Here is a 20,691-nt window from a genome sequence, read left to right on the forward strand (position 1 = left end):
AGTCATAGCTAGTGGCAGTATAACTTTGCTTGTGGTAATTATTGTAAGTCTATATTTTTCGAAACATTTTCCTATGTGGCCAAGTCAAGTTATAAATTAACGTCATCATGAATTTAAAGGCGTTTTTTGCTTTATAATGAAACCTAATCAATATAGCTTACATAGTATAATAATAGAGAATTTTATTCGGAGGAAAATATGGAAAAGTATGAAATGTGCTGTCCACTTACGGTAAACACTACTAGAGTTTGTGGTGAAAATTCTATTGATACTGCCTTGGAAATCTACAAAATCGCCTTTAGCGATATGGAACCAAATGTAGTGATTTTGGTAAATAAAAACCAAATTTTTGATGGAATAGCAGCAACTCCACTAGTTCACTTTCCAATTAATGCGCCAATTTTATTCACTGATGGAAATAAGATTAACAAAGAAGTTTTGACTGAAATAAAAAAACTAGACCATGAAAGTCACATGGGGATTCAGGTTATATTAGTTGGTAATATATGCAAGGAAGTGAAAGAAGACTTAGATTACATGGGAATATGCACACATCATATAACTGGGTGCAATCATTATGAGACGGCTTGCGAAGTATTGAAGGCAAGACATATGTTTGAAAATATACTTATCATGTCTGGAGAAGATTATTCAGAGGGGATTGCTTCAACTTATTGGTCTGCTCACCATGGAGATCCCATTTTATTCGTAAAGAAAAACACCATACCTAGGTGTACCTTAGAAGCTATAAAGAAACATGGAGATGTGAACCTGTACATTGTAGGGTCTACTAACACTGTATCAAAAGAAGTTGAAAAGGCCTTGGAGAGACTAGATTGTGTTAATAATGTAAAAAGAATTTCTGGAGACTCACCTTATAGCATTGCAGTAAATTTTGCAGCTTATAAGGATTGTAAAACAGAGTTTGGATGGGGAAGAAACTACAAAGATGGTCATGCTTTTACCTTTGGAACTCTAAATCATCCAATGGAAATTATTGCTGGTGTAGTTTTTGCACATATGGGCAAGCATACACCATTACTTTTAATCAAAAAAGATTGTATTCCTGAAATAGTTGAAAAATATATAAAAGCTGTTAAGTTTTCACCTAAAGAAACGCCGAAACCACCATTTATGCATGGATTTATCCTTGGAGATGTGGAGCAAATCTCTTATTGTACTCAAGTAGAAATAAATAAATTTCTTTCTATTGACCATCATATAATGGAAGTTGAAATGAAAAAAATGATGATGAAAATGAAAGAAGAACATGAAATGGATCACAAACATCATGAAGACCACGAGATTATTCATCATTTTATGAAAGTGATGATGACAAAGATGAACATGGGTATGGAAGGTATGGAGCAGATGGAACACATGAATCATATGTGCCACAAAGACCATGAGGAAGATATGCATCATCTTATGACAAAGCACCATCATCATAAAAATAGCAATAAACTAAAAGGTTGTCATGAGGATATGAAACATTATTGTTAGTATAAAATAACTAAGATAGATTAAGTATTAATGTGATTGAGAATAAGATTTTACTATCCATTGATGAAGGGCAAAGCTTTGAAAGAATTACTAAGGGGTAAACCTTATTTAGCTTTCAATTCTAAGAACTATACACATATTTTATGATTTTATAGTAATAAACCAGCCACTAGTAAATATATTTAAGGAGCTAGGAAGCTCTGGCAAAGATTTCTCAGTGGCTTGTTTTTATGTATCATAAAAATTAAACTTAACTAATCTGTAGACTATTTTGGATTAAAGCTTTCTCTACGTTCAAGTCTTAATCTCAAATAACCCTTTAATTTATAGGTTAAGTTGAAATAAATACACCTAGAAGTTTTAATAAAATCATTACAAAATTTAATTAATTATTAGTGTAATAGGATCTAGGAAAAAACAATAGTTGAATAATAATTTTAGGGATAGTTATTAGAAATACTTTAATTGTGCTTCAGCTTAAAATACAATTAAAGTAAGTACTTGAAGAACTAAGAGATATAAGGGGTAGTAATAAATTTATTACCATGTAACCCTGAACTATCACCTCTATTAAGTGAAGAAATCAAAGATGAAGCTACAGATTAATCTTTAACATAATATGTAGTTCCTTTTCAGAAGTAAGTAGAATTTGTTAATATAGCTAGTATTATTGAAGTTGAACTTAATTCTTAGTCTTTAATATCTTTTATTGAAGAATTTCTTAAATACGTTGTAACGAAATAGAGAAATCAACCACTTATTGTATAGGAGGTGGAATAATGGATGATATAGAACAGATTTACCTAAGCTATGCTCAAACTGTTTATAAATACTTATTTTACTTAACTGGTGATGAGCATCTTTCTGAAGAGTTAACACAAGAAACTTTTTATCAAGCATCGAAGACTATAAATGACTTTAGGGGAGAGTGCAAGGTTTCTGTATGGCTATGCCAAATAGCTAAGTACTTATGGTACAAGCAGCTAGAAAAACAGAGTAAAATAACAAATATACAGTATGAAGAAGCATTGCTTAATTTTCCATCCAAGCAAAATGTTGAAAATGATGTTCTTAAAAACAGCGATAAAATTGAATTATTTCGGATGATAAATACTTTAGATGTTAAGAGTAAGGAAGTAGTTTATCTAAGGTTAACTGGAGAGTTAAGTTTTGCTGAGATAGGGGATATTCTAAATCAAAGTGAAACTTGGGCTAGAGTTACTTTTTATCGTGCTAAGAAAAAATTATTGAAAGGGAGGTTAGCGTGATGCAAGATTTAAATTGCGAGATTATAGAAGATTTATTACCAAGCTACATTGAAAATTTAACAAATGATTTTACCAATAAATCAATAAAAAATCACCTTAATAAATGTAAGGAATGTGAAGAAACCTTTAAGCTATTAAGTGAAGAACTTAAGTGCAATGAACCGAAAGAGGTTAAGAATTTTCAAAGCTTTTTAAGAAAGGTTAAAATAAAAAACATAATTTTAGGGTCTATTTTAGCAATTATATTTTTCTTTATAGCTATTAATGTGTATGAACAACTATTTATTATTCACGGTACACCAGTTAAAAGTAATGAGGTAAACATAAGTGAGGTCGCTGAATTTAGTGATGGACGCATTCAGTGTCGTATTACTGTAAATGGTGATTACATTATCGGTGGGGCTTCAGTAAGTCCAGTTATGGGGACTTCAGATAGTATTATACAGCTAAAAACAACAATTGTTAGTCAAAAATCAAAGGACGATTCACTAACTTCAAAAGGTATTTGCTTTGATCAAAGTTTTGTTATTAATCTTGATGATACAGTTTTTAAAGAAACTAATGCAATATATTTTCAAGGAAAAGATGAGAGTGATAGAGTGCTGATTTGGAAAAAAGGTATGAGTATACCTAAGGCTAATGAGGATTTAGAATTAGAGTATCGTATTAAAAATGGAGAAGTTGAATCGAATTAATTTATTTTTAAGTTATACTATGAGTATTCCTATATTATTTATGATTAAAGATGTAATGAGTTTTAAAAGAATATTTGTTTTATAGAATGATGTGTGCCCATTATAGCATAAAGTTAAAATAGTTAAAATGTATTTATGAGATTTCATTTATATAAAAGCTCTTATAAAGAGCAACAGTAAATTTATTTAAGGATAAAAGTAATTTATATCTACAGGTATATTATTACAGTAATTATATGGTAAAATGAATTGATATTATGGACTATTATTTAGTGAATTGTAATTGTTAAATATATGGAATAAATGGGGGGAGATTTTGTGGAGAAATCGCTAATAAAGAGCAGAATAATTTTGAAATTAGAGGAGGATATTAAACAAGGAAATAATAATGCTTTGGAAGAGTTTTGGGGTAATATAGAAAAAAATGGTGCACCTTTAATAGAAGAACTATCAGGAGATTTAGAAAATGACTTAGTAACATTCATTTATAGAGCAGATGAAGAAGTTGGAAATGTTATATTTATACCTCCAATAGGATGGGAAAAGTTCTTAGAATATAAAATGGAAAAATTATTAAATACAAATTTATGGTATATTACATGTAAAATAAAGAATAATCTACGCTTTGATTATACTATTTCTGTAAATGATTCACTTATTGATAGTGATAAGGGGTGGGAAACGAGAGAAAATAATTTAGTATACGATAGACTTAATAAGAATTTTTTGGTTTTAAGTGGAGAAGATGGCGAAGAAGAAAAGGTTTCTTATGTTGTAATGCCTAAGGCAGAAGAACACTTCTGGGTGAAAGAAAGGATACATATTTTTAAAGGAAATATAGAGGAATATAACTTTCATAGTGACAAGTTAGAAAAAGATCGTAGAATTAGAATCTATACACCACATGGGTATAAAAAAACTAATAAACCATATAAGTTTCTAATTTTAACTGATGGTGATGAGTATTTAAGTCTGCTTTCAGCAAAAAACGTATTGGATAACTTAATTGAAGACAAAAGGATATCACCAATAGTTGTATTATTTATTGATTCAACTGATACAAGATATGAGGAATTATCTTGTAGTGATGATTTTACAGATATTATTGCCAGTGAATTAACTCCATGGTTTAGAAAAAATCACAATATCTCATCTGAACCTAAAGATGGAATAATTGGAGGTCTTAGTTTAGGTGGACTTACTGCGACATATTTAGGTCTAAAACATTCAGAGGTTTTTGGAAATGTACTTTCACAATCAGGATCATTTTGGTACAAGCCAAAAGAATTTAAGGAATATCAAAGCGCTTGTTGGATGAGTACTGAATTTAATAAAATAGAGAAGTTACCCCTTAAATTTTACTTGAATGTCGGAATTCTTGAACCAAAAGATAATATGATTGGTGTTAATAAAAAATTAAGAGATGTACTAGAATCAAAGGGATACGAAGTCAAATATGAAGAATTTAATAGTGGGCATGATTATTTATGCTGGGGAGAAACTCTGGCAAACGGTCTGATTGCATTAATTGGTGATAATAATTAATGCATGGTAATAACTAAAAACTATATGTATGTGTAAGTAGTTGCCTAACTTATTTCTATGTTTTTATATGGTATACTAATTGAACTATGCATACTGTTAGATTTTAGATTGTTGAAGAAGATATAGTTATTAATGGTAGCTAGTAATTGAATAAGGAAAAAGAAAATATAGCAGAGAAGTATATAGCTATAAACGTCATGCGAATAAGTACATTTAGTTGTAAATAGAAAAAAGAGTATAAAAATAACTTATAATATTAAGTTTATCAAATGAGCCACTAGGAAATATATTCAAGGAGCTTCAAGCTCTGGAGAAGTTTTCTTAGTGGCTTATTCTAGATTTTTATTTATGTTTAGTATGAAAGTCATATAAAATAACTTTAGGTGTTTTTCATTTTATTGTAACGAAATAGTAATTGTTGGTACTAATAGATGTAAGGAAGTTGAAGGGAGGGAGCCTATGAAGGAGTTTGATGAGTTGTACAAGCTTTATAGTGAAGGAGTTTATAAATATTTAGTTTACTTAACTGGAAACCTATCTGTTGCAGAAGAGCTCCTTCAAGAGACTTTTTTTCAAGCTTTTAAAAACATAAGTAAATTTAAAGGGGAAAGTAAAATCTCTACTTGGCTCTACGGCATAGCAAGGAATACCTATCTAAAAAATTACAATAGAGAGAAGAAGTATAATTTATGCCATATTGATGAATTAAATAATCATATAAGCTTTGAGGAACCTTTAGATTCTAATTATGAGAAAAAAGAAACTCTTAGAGAAATCTTTTGTGAAATTAATAAGTTAGATCTTGAGTGTAAACAAGTAGTACTTTTAAGAATTAGTGGGGACTTAAGTTTTAAGGATATTGGAGAAATCCTAGGTAAAAGCGAAAGTTGGGCAAGAGTAACTTTTCATAGAACAAAGATAAAGTTGAGAAAGGAGATAGAGCTGTGATCAAAGATATTAACTGTGGAATTATCAAGGATTTATTAGCTTTATACGTAGATGGATTAACCTGTAAGGAAAGTAATGAACTTATTGAAAATCACATTTCACATTGTGCTCAGTGCAATAAATATTTAGAAGAATTAAAAGATGATGGTATTGAATTAAGCAATGCTGCTGAATTAAAGGAGATGCCAGTTTTAGAGAGAGATAACAAGATAATAAAAAGCATTAAGTATAAACTACTGAATATAAGAATTATCTCAGTTGTTTTTGGAGCATTGCTAGCTTTGTTTCTCTTACAGGGAGAAAGGGCTTTTCAATCCATTTTAATTTATCCTTTGTTAGGGGTGGCAACTTATGGGGTTGTAAAAAGAATTTGGTTACCACCAGTTATAGTCACAGTTATTTATTTTTTAGGAAGTGTGATTTTCCTGCAAGAGGGAATACCAATATTAATTTTGGCATTTTTGCATGGCGCTCTTACTCTAGCAGGAACAATTATTGGCTATTGTATTAAAAAAATATGGTTTTACAAATAAGAGGTGGGGTAGTGATGAAAAAGGTATTTATTTTTATACTAGTTGGGTTAATTGGGTTAGTAGGATTTATCTATAATGAATTTAACGGCAATCCAATTAGTAAGTATTTTGTTAAGAAAGAAATTCAGAGTTATCTTTCAACTAACTATGGTGACAAAAATTTGGACATCGTAAAAATTCAATATAATAGCAGAATTAAGAACTATAATACAACTGTGAAATTAAAAAAGGAAGGAATTGAATATTCTATTGAAAAGTTAGAGGATGGCAGTTATTATGATGGCTATTACAATGCTGAGATAATTAACCCTAGGTTTTCAAGGAGAATGGGTGAGGAATTAAGGGGATTTATATATAAAGATTTAAAGGATAAAGTTTCTGATATAAGTAATATAGCTGTAAAATTTGAAATAAAGGGTGGAAAATACCCAATGAACATGGAATATACTAAAGAAATAGAGGAAAAGCCTGAAATTATAATTGAACTTCAAGGCAGTGGAATAACCCAAAAAGAGTTTTTAGATAGGACATTTTTAATTAAGGAACATATTATAAGTGAAGGGTATAAACCTAGAGGAGTTCACTTTAGATTTAATAAAGTGGGGGAGAATGCTGGTTTAATTTATTCTATGAAGCTAGAAGAGAACCAGCTTAATCTTAGTAGAGAGCAGTTTAATAGTGTTAATGCTCATTATGATGAAAGATTAAAAGAGGAGCTAAAAAAGCGTATAGCTAAGAATACTCTTTTACGAGGAGCTTACATCCTCAGTGGTTTTTTAATTACATTAGCTGTGGGGTTGTTTATAAGCTTTTTCGAAAAGAGAAGAAGTACAAATCAGTTAAACAATTGAATTTGCAAATAATTTAGTGGGTAGAAGGTATTTATACTCATTATATACAGAGCAAAAAAAGTGAACTTAGATAATATATTTAATGAAAAGTTGATATAAGAACTTAAAGGAGCAAAATATTAAGAGTTTTGCTCTTTTAAATTTTGATTTTATATGACGATAACTTATGATTAATCTTTACATATATTTCTTTAATCTATTGTAAATTCACTTTCAATTTCTACCTCTCATATTCTCATAAGCATAATAAGCAAAATAATTGAATTTTATTCAAGTTAATATTATATACTTTTCAAGTAATTTTGATATTTATACATTGTCATAGCGTCATTCAAATTAATATATTAACATTATAAGTAAGATATGCATTTGAAACAGCTGTAGCAACTGCTTACTTGCATTGAAGATAAGGACAGGCAATGCAAACAATAAAATATTCACTAGAGAGTACACTAGATCTAGAAATTTAAGTGATGTAAAGTTAAGCTAATCTTACTAATTATTTCAAATAATGCTTATTGCAATAAATTCATGAGTATGAATTTAAATATAAAAACAGCAAAGAGGGATTTTATGGTTATTATTATTTATTCAGTGCTCTTAAGTTTTTTTATATCTTTATTTACTGGTTGGCTTATTATTCCGCTTTTTAAGAGGCTTAAACTTGGACAGAACATAAGAAAAGAAGGGCCACAGAGTCATATTAAAAAATCTGGTACACCTACATTTGGAGGTATTATATTTGCCTTTTCAACTATAACTACAATGTTACTTTATTCAAGGCAATATACTAATGAAGTTAAGGTTGTAATATATGCAATTATAGCTTTTGGTTCTATAGGTTTAATTGATGACTATTTAAAGAAAATACATAAAGATAATGAAGGGTTAACTCCACCACAAAAGATCATCCTATTACTTTTTGTATCAAGTATTTTTGCTTTTTATGCTTATGGTGATGCCACAATTGGATCATCAATTGTAATTCCTTTCACAAAAAAAGTACTTAATCTAAAAATACTTTATATTCCCTTTATCATATTTTATTATGTAGCCACAACTAATGCAGTAAATTTAACTGATGGTTTAGACGGACTTGCAACTTCAGTAACCTTACTTATAATGACATTTTTTACGACATTGAGTTTTAGCATGGGATATTATTCCTTATCAGTATTTTGTGGTGCCTTGTCAGGAGCCTTGTTAGGGTTCTTAAGATATAATTCATATCCAGCCAAAATAATTATGGGCGATACGGGATCCCTAGCTTTAGGTGGAGCTATAGCAACCATAGCTATAATACTTAAAAACCCTTTAATAATCGCTATTGTTGGAGCAATTTATATTATAGAAACCTTATCAGTAATAATACAAACCATATCCTTTAAATTGTTTAGAAAACGTGTATTTAAGATGGCACCAATTCATCACTCCTTTGAATTAAACGGTTGGCATGAAGCCAAGATAGTTACCTTAGCATCAATTGTAACAACAATTTTATGCCTTATAGCATTTTTATCATATTAAATTTTAAAATATAAAATAAGGGACATGATAAGTATAGGTTAGAAGTTCGAAGACAACTTTTCTTGGTGGATTATTTTAATACTCATAGAATTTAAAACAAATAATAGATAGACAATTTATAGCTAAGCTTTTAATATGTACAGGCATTAGTTATTGATTGTCTTTTTTTATTTTAAGAGAAAGTAATCAAAGTTATAGATATATTATTACAGGGTTATATGGCGATTTTGAAAAGATCGCATAGTGGGTTATAGTAGATTATGATGACTAAATAGCTTTCTTGGGCATAGAGGAGAGAATTGTATACATTGGAATGTATCACAGTTTAAATTTAACTAACCTAAGCCACTGGATTGATACTTATAGTTAAAGCAGAAGTAGAATTGAAACAGGATTGCCAATAGTAGTTAAAACACAAGTAAAAAATGAAGGCAAGCATACAGGCACTCATAAGTAGATTTTTACAGTATTCGAAGGAGAAATATTAGTATAAGCTTACTTGGTATGATTGAGAAAGAAGTTGTAATTGAATAGGATTTAAGCTGACCGCTAATTAAGGAATTTAAATTTTTAATTACAGGTCTTTTTGCTTCTAAAAAGTTAGTAATTTTTATTTTGTAGTGACAGTCAGTGTCATTAATCCAGTTTATAATAGAGACATAACTTACACAATGTAAGTATATAAGTTAGGGAAAAAAGAGGAATTATGCGATAAATGTAGAAAAACAAACAAGTTATATTTTCTAAAGGAGTAAAATTTTTCATATGGAGAGATTTAAAGCAGAAGCATTGTTATATATTTATAATAGGCTACTTGAAGGTAAAATAGTTAGAAAGAATGACATAGTAGACAAATTTAATATTAATGAAAGAACTTTTTATAGATATATACAAGATATTAAAAAGTTTGTTGAAAATCCTGATGGTGAGTTAATCGGCGAGAAAGTCATAGCTGATAAAGCAAAAGGAGGATATATTCTTAAAGGCAATCATGAGAAAAATCTTAATGAAAAGGAAGTTTTAGCTATATCTAAAGTTCTTCTAGAAAGTAGAGGTTTTATAAAGACTGAGCTAAGAGATATGTTAGACAAGCTTCTTGATAATTGTATTAGCGAAGATAAGGATAATATTAAAAGAATTATTGGAAATGAATTAGTTAACTATACTCCACCAAAACATAGTAAGGAGCTTTTAGATAAGTTATGGCAAATAAGCAATGCTATAAAAGAACAGAAAATATTGAGTATTGGATATTATAAAATGGGTACTGATGGGGAATTACAAGAAGAAGTTTCTAAAAGAAATATTTACCCACAAGGCTTGCTATTTTCAGAGTATTATTTTTATCTCATAGCTTTTATTGAAGGAAAAAGCTATGAATATCCTGCTATTTATAGGGTAGATAGAATTAGAGATCTAGTTTCCACTGATAAAAACTATAAAGTAGATTATAGTAAAAGATTTCAAGATGGTGAGTTTAGAAAGTTAATTCAATTCATGCAAACAGGAGAACTAGAAAGAGTTAAGTTTAAGTTTACGGGTAGATCCATTGAAGCAGTTTTGGATAGGCTGCCTAATGCTGAAATAATAAAGGAAGAACAAGGAGAATACCTAGTAGAGGCAAAATCATTTGGGAAAGGTATAAAAATGTGGTTACTCAGCCAGGGGGATTCTGTAGAAGTTATTGGCTCTGATAAATTTAGGAAAGAAATGGTGGAAACTATTGAAAGAATTAGAAGAGTATATACATGATTTAAAATTTACAGAAAAAATGTTATTTATAAGAAAGCAAGAATTATAAATAAGAATTTACATTTAAATAATATATTTAGTGTTTGACTGATGGTAATTATATACTAGGAGGTAAATATGGGATTTAAAGATTGGATAAAATACGATTTAATGTGGGGCATAGAGGATAAGCTTTTTGATGCTAAAGTCAAAGTTATAGGTGTTGCAGATATATTTAAGGAAGCATCTGTAGAAGCTAAGGAGGGAATTGTCCAGACAGGCAAAGAATTTGTTGATTTAATGGGGGAAGGAGTAGAGCAGTTAACTGGACAGGATAAGATTAATGAAGCAAATATAATTTATGATAAGCAAGTAAAAAAATATGAGTTAAGTATAGAAAGATATAACAATACAGCAAAAAGAGTAGAAGAATCTATTAATTCTAACATATCAAGAATAAATGATTTTAAAGTAAGGATATTTGAAGAAATATTACCTAGGTTTGTGAATATAGCAAATAAGATAGATGATGTAAGTATAAAATCAAAATTTGATATGAATAAGAATATTAGTATTAAAGAACTTAAAAGTGAGTATCTTCCATGTAGAAGTGTTGTTGTTAATCAATTAAGTAAAATGAATATTACTTTTTCAGTTTTTATTTCTCCAGCATATACAATTTTGAAGATGAGAAAAAATGCAAAAGAATCATTGCAAAGTGCATATGAATTTGAGAAAAAAGTTAATTTAGAGGTTGAGAAAATATTTGCAGAAAGCAGTAGAATCGAAATTGTTTCTTGTTCATTGAATAATATTGGTACATATTTTGAAGATATGAATGATATCACCTTAAAGTTAATTGAGAGATTTGAAGAAAAGTTTGAGAATTTAGACAAAAATAACTTATCCTTATATAGAAGAGATGGATCAAAGAAATTAGATTTAGAGTTATTGCCAGAAGATATTAGAAATTATTATGATGCATGTTTAAATTGTTGTATTGTGTTGAAAGAAATGGCAATGAAATCTTATATAAAAAATAATCAAATAGTAACTTCAGAAGTTGAAAGACTAAATAACAAGTGCTATAAATTCAAGCGTATGCGTATGGGAATGGGGGCTTAGGAATGAATGATAAAAAATGGATTGAGGTATTAAAAAATTGTTCGCCACTAGATATGCCGGAAACTGTACAAGCTTTGGAATTTTATAATAAACAATCTGCAGAAAAGTTAATGGATGAGATTAGCGAGGAGTTCTGTGGCAAGGAAGGAGTAATAAAAGGTTTTGTTGCTCCTGCTATTATTTCTATTATTGACTCACTTTCAATTGAAACTAATATAAAATATTTTAAGAATCTTAGTAGGTGCGGACTTACCGCAGAAAGAATAGCATTAGAGTTTAGTGACTTTTCATATGAAAAGTTTGGATATGCAGGTTGTTCAGAACTATCAGCTGATTTAGAATTTACAAGCAATAGAACATATAATGAAAATGTTAGAAGAAAGATAGATAATACATCTTATAGAGAAAAGGAAAAGGAAAAGCGATTTAAAGACAAGCAATATATCCATTCTGATTATACAAATAGACGCATATATGAAAATGAAAATCAAGCAAACAGAAAAGGTTCAAACGATATAAATAGCAGAGTTACTGAAGTTGATCATATTAAGCCTTTAAAGGAAATTTTCGATGATTTAAAAGATAATATTGCTTTGGATGATAAAGATATTAGGGAAATAGCAAATATTAATGAGAACCTAGCGTATTCTGAAAGAAATATAAATAGAAGTAAAAGAGATGACACTAATACAGAATTCGTAAATTCAAATAAAGCTAAAGCAAAGACATTAGATGATAAAACTAAAGAAACAATGTTGAATTTAGAGAAGATAGCTGTTAATGCATTAGAAAGGAAGCAAAATGAGGTAGTTGTTAGGAATATAAAAAATGCTGAGAAGAGGAAGGAAATAACAAGTAAAATTGCAACTAAGAGTTTTAAAGACAATGGGAAATACGCAGTAGGTGGTATTTCAGCAGATATTTTAATTTGTTTTATGAAAGCAAGTTTCTATGAAATAACTGATTCTATTAGAAATGGAATTAAGCATAACACAAATACAGTTACAAATACCTCAGCATTTGCTTATAGAATTAAAAGGATTGGAAAGTTTATTTTAAGTAGATTAAAGGGTATTGTATCCAATAGCATTTTTGAGTTTACAAAGAATTTAATCATAAGTATTATAAAAGGTTTAATAAATTTATTTGCAGGTGTAATAGCATCTATTGCAAAGATAGTAGTTAAAGGAATAAATTCTATAATTAGAGCAATAAAGATTCTATCATTACCTGAGAGCGAAATAAGTTGGCAAATGAAAGCTGACTCAATAGTAAAATTAATATCTTCAACAGTTATATTATGCTGTGGGGATTTAGTAGAAGGGTTCATAAACAAGGTACCCTTTCTAAATAATTACATAAAGATTGTAAAGCCGATAATAATGGGAGTGTTAGTAGCTTTAGTTGGATATCTTATAGATAAAATGGACTTATTTAATGTTAAAAAGACTCAAAGATTTGAAAGAATTAAAGAAGTCTTTAACTTAAGAATTAAAGAGATTCACGAAAATACAACAGAGTTTGTTGAGTTAACTATAAGTTTACTAGAAGAGCAAGTCAATATATTTAAGGATATCAAGAGTGAATTACAAAAAGCATTGGATAATGATGATAGTTATAAAGTGTTAGCCAATTCCATTAAAATTAAAGAAATCTTTAATATCGACAGTGATAGTTGTATAAAAAATGGTAACAGAAATTCTAGCAGAAGATTAATACAGTTTTAAAGTGAAAAATAAGGTTAAACTAGGAATTTATTTAATAGTGTTGAACCAGAGTAATTACTAGATTATTCTTTGCCAAGGAGTGATATTCAAATTAGTTTCCCTTAAAAATAGAAAGCTGTAAAAGTATGTTTAGTATTTTTAATAATAATGAAAAGTCAGAGGATAGCTTTGATATATAGTTTGACTTAGTAGGGTGGGGAAGATCTTAAGAAATTTAATATAAAAGGGAGAAAAGAAGGAATTTAATTAGGGTGTAGAACTCATTGATAGAGGGGAATGAGTAATAGGGAAAAATCATATAGCAGCATAATATATTAGCTTGATATAAATGTTATAATTTGTGTATGTGGATATTTAAATAGAATTGCTCATGAGATTTTGGATATGTGGAGGGTAGATATGATATTTAAAGATTTTGGAAATAAGGATAAGCCAGTAATGATTTTTCTTCATGGTGGTGGACTGTCCTGGTGGTCATTAAAACCGCAAATTGAAGCACTAAAAAAGGATTATTTTATCATTACACCCATCATTGACGGACACGGTGATGATTGCAATAGCACTTTTGTAAGCATAGAAAAATCAGCAGAAGGGGTTATTGAGTATATAAAGAATAATTGTAATGGAAAAGTTTTTTCAGTTTGTGGTCTTTCCATTGGTGCTCAAATTGTTGTAGAAATATTATCGCGAGAAGCTGATATCACAGAGCATGCAGTTATAGAAAGTGCTTTAGTTTATCCGATGAAGATGGCAACTAAATTAACTGTGCCAATGTACAATTTGTGTTATGGGTTAATTAAAAAAAGATGGTATGCAAAATTGCAGGCTAAAACATTAAATGTTCCTGAAGAATTATTTGAAGCCTATTACATGGACAGTTCACGAATGACAAAAGAATCCCTAATCAATATTGCAAAAAGTAATGGTGATTATTCATTGCCTTCAACATTAGGTAATACCAAAGCAAAAACATTAATACTGGTTGGAGAGAAGGAACTGTCAGTTATGAAAAAGTCTGCAAAACTACTTCACCACACTATAAAAGGCAGTTTTTTAAAAGTCATTGAGAAGAGTGGTCATGGAGAGATTAGTTTAATTCATACAGATAGTTACCTTGACTTATTAGAAGGTTTCTTTGCAAATGCTATAAATTAATGGAACTCCCTTGGAGTTCCATTAAAACTCTTATATTATGAACCCTTTTTTTAGAAGAGCCTTAAGTTAATAAAATGAAATACTTATCTAAACTAAGTGTTTTTAGTGGTTGCTTGAAAACTCTTTTTATATTTTAGCTCTTTAACAAAGCTATAAGCATAAGTGCTTATGATTCCCCCAAGTATCCCTGCTATAATTGCAAACAACAGAGTTTTTGCAACTACTATTGGGTCATTAAAAGCAAAAGGTGTAAAGAATCCAGGTATAGATGAGGCTGTTCCAGGAGCATCTACTTTGATTTTAAAAAGTACAGCTATAATTCCAGCTAAACCTCCACCTATAAAACTTGCAGTATATAAGGGTCCTGAATTTTTAGTAACTAAGTCAGCTTGGGTTAATGGTTCAAGCATTAAGGAAACTAATTTAGACTTATCTTTTATTCCAATTTTTAAGAACATCATACCATTAGCAAAAGCACCACCTACGCAAGCTATACAACCAATTCCCATAGGAAGTCCCTTTAAACTTAACATTGCAGTTAGAGCCATTGAACTAAGTGGAGATGTGCTTATTACAGTTATAATTCCGCCAAGCACAAAACCCATAAATATTGGGGACATAGTTGTAGCATTCACAATGGTAACGCCAATTTCTGTAAGGGCCTTAGTTACTATTGGATTTACTAATGCTGCTATAAGTCTTGCTAAAGGCACAAATAATAACAATATAGAAATCAACTTTAAAGTATCATTTAATTTATTCTTTAGCTTGTCATATACTATGGCTAATAAATAGCCTGCTACAAATCCAGGTAATATTCCAAAGCCAAACACCGCAGCACCAGTAGCGGCAGCCACATCAAACTCAACATCCATTTTTAACATTACAAGTATTGCGCAAATAATTCCTGCTACACTACCAGCGGCTTTCCCTATTTCTACAGCGAAAGCAATGCCTACAGCATCACCTAAAATATATTTATAAATAGCTTCTACCAGAAAGGTTGCTACAGCAGCTCCTGCTAAGCCAGTCATGGCTTTTTCACCCTTATAAGCCTTTGTGCTAAACAGATAAAACATTACTAATACAAGCATTAACGTAAATAAACCTTTTAAAACTTCCATCTTTAACTCCTCCTCATTTTAATTTAAGCATTTAAAGATTTAGAAAGTTATCAATTTATGCTGAGCTCTTACATAAATAGTTCCTAAATATCTAAGAAAATGCTTTGTTTTTCAGGGTCATTTGTATAATTATTAAATAATGAACAAGTTCATTTTGTAGAGCAACTTTAAAAGTAAATTTTAAAAATATATGAAATTTGTTATACTAAATTACCTTGTTAAGGTCTAGAAATTTGAAGGCTGTTTAGCAGCATTTTGTAGAAGATGACAGAGCTAGAACTTCTAGGAAGTTGTTTAATACAAACTATAGATTTAGGATTTGAAAGCATAAAAAGACAGAGAAAAAGGTATTATAAAAAAATTACCCTTTTCTCTGTCTTTTTATCTGAAAGATTTTACGGTACAAACCGTATTACTTCTTCGATGCTACAAATTGTAGTCTCTCCAGAGTTGTATCAAGAAACTGTAATTTACCTGAGAGTTTCAAAGTAATTCGGATCAGTTACTTCTTTCTCCTACGGTGTCAAGCGACTTTTCAGTACTCCATCATCTACATATATATTGATTTATAGTATTATTTTACCATATGAATTTGCTGAACACTAATAGAAATTATTAATTAAACCTAATATAACCATTTGCTACTTCAATGATTTCATGTTTTGGGGGAAGTATGTTGAGAATATATATTTTGTATTTATATGTTAATAATTCGCTTTAAAATTAAAGGATTCGATATAAGATCTAGGAGTATGAATAGATTTAAGTAGCTACTAAGAAAAAGTATCCAAGCAACTAAAATGCTAGGACATTCTTTCTCAGTGGTTTACTCTAACTCATAATAAGATTCAAACTCTCCAAAATGAGTGTGAAAATATATTTAACTCTAACTACCTTTTGACGTGATATACTTAAATAAGATAATTTTATAATATATTTGGAGGTTTGGGAAAATGAACATAAGAAAATTTATAGAGATTATGGCTGTTGCAGAAAATCTTAAAAATAATACAAGACATTCATGGACTTCTTCTAATCGTCATGAAAGTGTAGCAGAGCACAGCTGGCGATTATCTTTAATGGCATACTTTGTAAAGGATGAATTTCCTAAGGTTGATATCAATAAAGTAATATTAATGTGTATTTTTCATGACTTAGGTGAAGCAGTGACAGGGGACATACCTGCATTTTACAAAACTGAAAGCCATGAGATTGTTGAGGATAGAGCGGTTCAACAGCTGCTTGAGAATATACCAGAGCCCTATAAAAAAGAACTTACTATGCTATTTTTAGAAATGCATGAGCAAAAAACTTTAGAAGCCAAAATTTATAAGGCACTGGATAAGATGGAGGCAATAATGCAACATAATGAGGCCAGTATATCAACATGGTTACCTCTTGAGTATGAATTAAACCTTACCTATGGAAAAAAAGAAGTAGAATTCTCAAAGTATATGAAAGAATTGAAACAAGCTATAAATGAAGATACTATAAATAAAATACAGAATTCAAAAGAATCAGTATCATAAACATATGAAGATCTATAGCTGGAGTGATGCATTTTAGTTGTAATTGACACCTTAGCTAATTCTCTTAGAGCGTTAGGTAGATGGTATGAAGCCAAGTAAATAATTAAGGCTAATTTAATGAAAAACTTCTAAAACCAGCACAAGCATTAAGAATTCTTATGTTTTTTTATTCTTAACAATATTAATTGTTATAAATACTTAAAGATTGCCATAAATATTGTTATCTTTAAATATTTTTGACTTAATTAGATTAGTAGCGTAAATTAAAAGATATAATCACTATGAAAACTTTAGCTGAGTTTTCATAGTGATTTTTTATGGAATTTTATAAATAAAATCATCTATGCTCCATGATTTATTTATAGATAGAGAAAATAAAAGATAATTTCTAGTAAGAATGAGTATGAATAAAAAATTTGCTAAATTTATATAAAAAGTTTTGACAAATATAAGCAAGTAGCATATACTGAATATATAAACATATGAACAAGTAAACATATATTCAGTTGAGGTGATATTGGATGGAAAATAATAAAGAAATAATTGATACCTGTAATTGCAATGTTATTCACGAAGATGTTGTAAAAAGAGTTAAAGAAACAATTCCACAAGAGGAAACTTTATATGACTTAGCAGATTTGTTTAAAACTTTTGGGGATAGTACAAGAATAAAAATTATATGTGCATTATTCCAATCGGAAATGTGCGTATGTGATATAGCTGCTTTACTTTGCATGAATCAATCAGCTATTTCACATCAGTTAAGGGTTCTTAAACAAGCTAGGTTAGTTAAGTATAGAAAAGAAGGAAAGGTTGTTTATTATTCCTTAGATGATGATCATGTTAAAGGTATATTTGATCAAGGTTTAGCTCATTTAAAAGAGAAATAAATAGATTTGGGGGGAGTAAGAAATGAGTAATAATAAGATTTCAAAGCCTAATGTAAAAGATAATAAACCAACACAGATAAAATTAGAGTCAAGCACAATGAAGCCAAAAACAATAATGCAGTTAAATACAGTGCAAAAGAAGCCAGTTACAAAGATTAAGAAACAATTCATCTTAGAAGGATTAGATTGTGCCAACTGCGCATCAAAAATAGAAACTAAACTAAATAGTATGGATGGAATTGCTAGTGCTTCAGTTAATTTTGTAACTAAGACTTTGACTATGGAACTAGAAGAAATAACTAAGGTTAATGAGCTAGTTGCTGCATCTATTGAAACAATAAATAAAATTGAATCCCATGTAGTTGTAAAAGAAAAAGTTTCAGGAAAATCAAATAAATTGGTGATAATGTTAGAAGGTTTATGTTGTGCAAACTGTGCAGCAAAAATTGAAAAGGAAGCTGGAAATATTCCTGATGTTAACAGTGTAATTGTTGACTTTGTTGCTCAAAAACTTATTATGGAAGTTGAGAGCAATGCAGATAAAGATAGTATTGTAGAAGAAGTTAAGAAAATTGTTAAAAAAATTGAGCCTGATGTAAAGGTATATGTTTTAGAGGGAAATGGAAATAAAAAGCACAAGGATTCACATGGCCATGAACATGGACATGACCATAGCCATGAAAGTAATAAGAGTGAATTTATAAGACTTGGAGTTGGAGCTTCAATTTTTGCAGTTGCTTCAATGTTTAATTTTAGTTTTTATACAGAGCTAATACTTTATTTAATAAGTTATTTACTTGTTGGTGGAGAAGTTGTGCTTAGAGCTCTTAAGAATATTAGAGGAGGTCAAGTTTTTGATGAAAACTTCCTCATGAGTATAGCAACCATTGGAGCTTTTGCAATTGGTGAGTTTCCAGAAGGAGTAGCTGTTATGCTCTTCTATCAATTAGGTGAAATATTCCAAGGTATGGCTGTTAATCGTTCTAGAAAATCTATAGCAGCTTTAATGGATATAAGACCCGATTTTGCTAACCTGAAAATTGGTGAGGATATTAAAAAGGTATCCCCAGAAGAAGTTAATGTAGGTGATATAATAGTTGTAAAACCAGGAGAAAAAGTTCCTCTAGATGGTAAAGTAATTGAAGGTAACTCTATGGTAGACACTTCTGCTTTAACTGGTGAATCAGTTCCAAGAGAAATAGGTATTGGAGATAATGTACTAGGTGGAGTTATTAATAAAAATGGTCTTTTAACTATAGAAGTAGAAAAAGAATTTGGAGATTCTACTATTGCTAAAATCCTTGATTTAGTCCAAAATGCAAGTAGTAAAAAGGCTCCTACTGAAAACTTTATAACTAAGTTTGCTAGATATTATACACCAATTGTAGTTTTCTCTGCTTTAGCCTTAGCAATACTACCACCACTTCTTATAAGTGGAGCAACATTTTCAGAGTGGATATATAGAGCCTTAGCCTTCCTAGTTGTATCTTGCCCTTGTGCTTTAGTAGTATCTATTCCACTAGGTTTCTTTGGAGGTATTGGTGGGGCTTCAAAAAATGGTATTCTAGTTAAAGGTGGTAACTATCTTGAAGCTTTAAACAACGTTGAGTTAGTTGTATTTGACAAAACAGGAACCCTTACAAAAGGAGTATTTAAGGTAACTGATATACAGCCACAAGGAAATGTTACAAAGGATGAGCTTCTAACTTATGCAGCTTATGCAGAAAGTTATTCTAACCATCCAATAGCAACTTCGATTTTAAAGGCATATGGTATGGATATAGCTAAAGAATCAATTGAGAATTATGAAGAAATATCTGGCCATGGTGTAAAAGTTTCTGTTTTAGGAAAAGAAATCTTTGCAGGTAATCATAAACTGATGATTAGAGAAAATATAGAATATGCACAGATAGAAACTATAGGCACTGTAGTTCATGTAGCTATCAATAAAGAATATGCTGGGTATATTGTAATATCTGATGAAGTTAAAGAAGATTCAGCAGAAGCTATAAAAGCTTTAAAGGCAAGTGGAGTTAGAAAAACTGTTATGCTAACTGGGGATAATAAAACTGTTGGAACTAAAGTTGCCAAAGAATTAGGGCTAGATCAGGTTTATTCAGAATTATTACCAGACCAAAAAGTTGAAAAAGTAGAACTTTTAGATAAAGAAAAGTCTTCTAAGGGTAAGTTAATATTTGTTGGTGATGGAATAAATGATGCTCCAGTTTTAGCTAGAGCTGATATAGGTATTGCAATGGGTGGTGTTGGTTCAGATGCTGCAATTGAAGCCGCTGATGTAGTTATTATGACTGATGAGCCTTCCAAAATTGCAACCGCTATAAGAATAGCTAAGAAAACAAGAACAATAGTAATGCAAAATATAATCTTTGCCTTAGGAATTAAAGCAATAATACTAGTTCTTGTAGCTTTTGGAGTGGGGACTATGTGGGAAGCTGTATTTGGTGATGTTGGTGTTACACTAATTGCAGTATTAAATTCTATGAGAGCAATGAAAACAGAAAAATAACTAAAAACTATGC

At 29.8% G+C, this 20,691-nt stretch carries 16 protein-coding genes and 1 riboswitch; of the genes, 15 read left to right on the forward strand and 1 reads right to left on the reverse strand.

The window, feature by feature from the left end; all coding sequences use genetic code 11:
* Positions 1-198 precede the first annotated feature (198 nt).
* The 12 genes from B3040_RS10375 to B3040_RS10430 all read left to right on the forward strand — a co-directional run bounded on the left by B3040_RS10375 (position 199) and on the right by B3040_RS10430 (position 14,608).
* The gene (locus B3040_RS10375; protein ID WP_291572943.1) at positions 199-1,503 is read left to right on the forward strand and encodes a cell wall-binding repeat-containing protein; all 1,305 of its coding nucleotides are present in this window, start codon (positions 199-201) and stop codon (positions 1,501-1,503) included.
* Between the two features lie 779 nt (positions 1,504-2,282).
* Positions 2,283-2,771 (forward strand): RNA polymerase sigma factor, encoded by a 489-nt coding sequence (locus B3040_RS10380; RefSeq protein ID WP_291572944.1) that lies wholly within the window; start codon positions 2,283-2,285, stop codon positions 2,769-2,771.
* Positions 2,771-3,466 carry a zf-HC2 domain-containing protein gene (locus B3040_RS10385; RefSeq protein ID WP_291572946.1) on the forward strand — a complete coding sequence of 232 codons (696 nt, stop codon included), beginning with the start codon at positions 2,771-2,773 and terminating at the stop codon, positions 3,464-3,466. Before B3040_RS10380 ends, B3040_RS10385 begins: the two co-directional genes overlap by 1 nt.
* A 318-nt stretch (positions 3,467-3,784) precedes the next feature.
* Positions 3,785-5,011, forward strand: a complete 1,227-nt coding sequence (locus B3040_RS10390; protein ID WP_291572948.1) for an alpha/beta hydrolase — start codon at positions 3,785-3,787, stop codon at positions 5,009-5,011.
* Positions 5,012-5,470: 459 nt separating this feature from the next.
* Positions 5,471-5,959, forward strand: coding sequence for an RNA polymerase sigma factor (locus B3040_RS10395; protein WP_291572950.1), 489 nt, complete (start codon positions 5,471-5,473; stop codon positions 5,957-5,959).
* Positions 5,956-6,492, forward strand: coding sequence for a zf-HC2 domain-containing protein (locus B3040_RS10400; protein ID WP_291572952.1), 537 nt, complete (start codon positions 5,956-5,958; stop codon positions 6,490-6,492). Before B3040_RS10395 ends, B3040_RS10400 begins: the two co-directional genes overlap by 4 nt.
* Positions 6,493-6,506: 14 nt before the next feature.
* Entirely contained in the window at positions 6,507-7,343 is an 837-nt protein-coding gene (locus B3040_RS10405; protein WP_291572955.1) for a hypothetical protein, read from the forward strand.
* Positions 7,344-7,916: 573 nt separating this feature from the next.
* Positions 7,917-8,870: a phospho-N-acetylmuramoyl-pentapeptide-transferase gene (gene mraY / locus B3040_RS10410; protein WP_291572957.1), complete on the forward strand. Its 954-nt coding sequence runs from the start codon at positions 7,917-7,919 to the stop codon at positions 8,868-8,870.
* Between the two features lie 765 nt (positions 8,871-9,635).
* Positions 9,636-10,622 (forward strand): helix-turn-helix transcriptional regulator, encoded by a 987-nt coding sequence (locus B3040_RS10415; protein ID WP_291572959.1) that lies wholly within the window; start codon positions 9,636-9,638, stop codon positions 10,620-10,622.
* A 117-nt stretch (positions 10,623-10,739) separates the two neighbouring features.
* Positions 10,740-11,726: a hypothetical protein gene (locus B3040_RS10420; RefSeq protein WP_291572962.1), complete on the forward strand. Its 987-nt coding sequence runs from the start codon at positions 10,740-10,742 to the stop codon at positions 11,724-11,726.
* Positions 11,727-11,728: 2 nt separating this feature from the next.
* Positions 11,729-13,453 carry a hypothetical protein gene (locus tag B3040_RS10425; RefSeq protein WP_291572964.1) on the forward strand — a complete coding sequence of 575 codons (1,725 nt, stop codon included), beginning with the start codon at positions 11,729-11,731 and terminating at the stop codon, positions 13,451-13,453.
* A gap of 399 nt (positions 13,454-13,852) precedes the next feature.
* Entirely contained in the window at positions 13,853-14,608 is a 756-nt protein-coding gene (locus B3040_RS10430) for an alpha/beta fold hydrolase (RefSeq protein WP_291572965.1), read from the forward strand.
* Positions 14,609-14,700: 92 nt separating this feature from the next.
* Here the strand turns inward: B3040_RS10430 and B3040_RS10435 are convergent, their stop codons facing one another.
* Positions 14,701-15,732, reverse strand: coding sequence for a PTS sugar transporter subunit IIC (locus B3040_RS10435; protein ID WP_291572967.1), 1,032 nt, complete (start codon positions 15,730-15,732; stop codon positions 14,701-14,703).
* Between the two features lie 363 nt (positions 15,733-16,095).
* A riboswitch (glycine riboswitch) is annotated at positions 16,096-16,190 on the reverse strand.
* A 495-nt stretch (positions 16,191-16,685) separates the two neighbouring features.
* On the opposite strand from B3040_RS10435, the gene B3040_RS10440 reads away from it, so the two are divergent.
* The 3 genes from B3040_RS10440 to B3040_RS10450 all read left to right on the forward strand — a co-directional run bounded on the left by B3040_RS10440 (position 16,686) and on the right by B3040_RS10450 (position 20,678).
* Positions 16,686-17,261, forward strand: coding sequence for an HD domain-containing protein (locus B3040_RS10440; protein ID WP_291572969.1), 576 nt, complete (start codon positions 16,686-16,688; stop codon positions 17,259-17,261).
* Positions 17,262-17,782: 521 nt separating this feature from the next.
* Positions 17,783-18,151 carry an ArsR/SmtB family transcription factor gene (locus B3040_RS10445; RefSeq protein WP_291572971.1) on the forward strand — a complete coding sequence of 123 codons (369 nt, stop codon included), beginning with the start codon at positions 17,783-17,785 and terminating at the stop codon, positions 18,149-18,151.
* A 22-nt stretch (positions 18,152-18,173) separates the two neighbouring features.
* Positions 18,174-20,678 (forward strand): heavy metal translocating P-type ATPase, encoded by a 2,505-nt coding sequence (locus B3040_RS10450; protein ID WP_414632533.1) that lies wholly within the window; start codon positions 18,174-18,176, stop codon positions 20,676-20,678.
* Positions 20,679-20,691 lie beyond the last annotated feature (13 nt).

The sequence above is a fragment of the Clostridium sp. UBA4548 genome, assembly GCF_002387895.1.
GTDB lineage: Bacteria > Bacillota > Clostridia > Clostridiales > Clostridiaceae > Clostridium_J.

Bases quoted from the DNA above. Each gene is read 5' to 3' on its own strand.
- B3040_RS10375 (WP_291572943.1), top strand. From the start codon at position 199: ATGGAAAAGTATGAAATGTGCTGTCCACTTACGGTAAACACTACTAGA.
- B3040_RS10380 (WP_291572944.1), top strand. From the start codon at position 2,283: ATGGATGATATAGAACAGATTTACCTAAGCTATGCTCAAACTGTTTAT.
- B3040_RS10385 (WP_291572946.1), top strand. From the start codon at position 2,771: ATGCAAGATTTAAATTGCGAGATTATAGAAGATTTATTACCAAGCTAC.
- B3040_RS10395 (WP_291572950.1), top strand. From the start codon at position 5,471: ATGAAGGAGTTTGATGAGTTGTACAAGCTTTATAGTGAAGGAGTTTAT.
- B3040_RS10405 (WP_291572955.1), top strand. From the start codon at position 6,507: ATGAAAAAGGTATTTATTTTTATACTAGTTGGGTTAATTGGGTTAGTA.
- mraY (WP_291572957.1), top strand. From the start codon at position 7,917: ATGGTTATTATTATTTATTCAGTGCTCTTAAGTTTTTTTATATCTTTA.
- B3040_RS10415 (WP_291572959.1), top strand. From the start codon at position 9,636: ATGGAGAGATTTAAAGCAGAAGCATTGTTATATATTTATAATAGGCTA.
- B3040_RS10420 (WP_291572962.1), top strand. From the start codon at position 10,740: ATGGGATTTAAAGATTGGATAAAATACGATTTAATGTGGGGCATAGAG.
- B3040_RS10425 (WP_291572964.1), top strand. From the start codon at position 11,729: ATGAATGATAAAAAATGGATTGAGGTATTAAAAAATTGTTCGCCACTA.
- B3040_RS10430 (WP_291572965.1), top strand. From the start codon at position 13,853: ATGATATTTAAAGATTTTGGAAATAAGGATAAGCCAGTAATGATTTTT.
- B3040_RS10435 (WP_291572967.1), bottom strand. From the start codon at position 15,732: ATGGAAGTTTTAAAAGGTTTATTTACGTTAATGCTTGTATTAGTAATG.
- B3040_RS10440 (WP_291572969.1), top strand. From the start codon at position 16,686: ATGAACATAAGAAAATTTATAGAGATTATGGCTGTTGCAGAAAATCTT.
- B3040_RS10445 (WP_291572971.1), top strand. From the start codon at position 17,783: ATGGAAAATAATAAAGAAATAATTGATACCTGTAATTGCAATGTTATT.
- B3040_RS10450 (WP_414632533.1), top strand. From the start codon at position 18,174: ATGAGTAATAATAAGATTTCAAAGCCTAATGTAAAAGATAATAAACCA.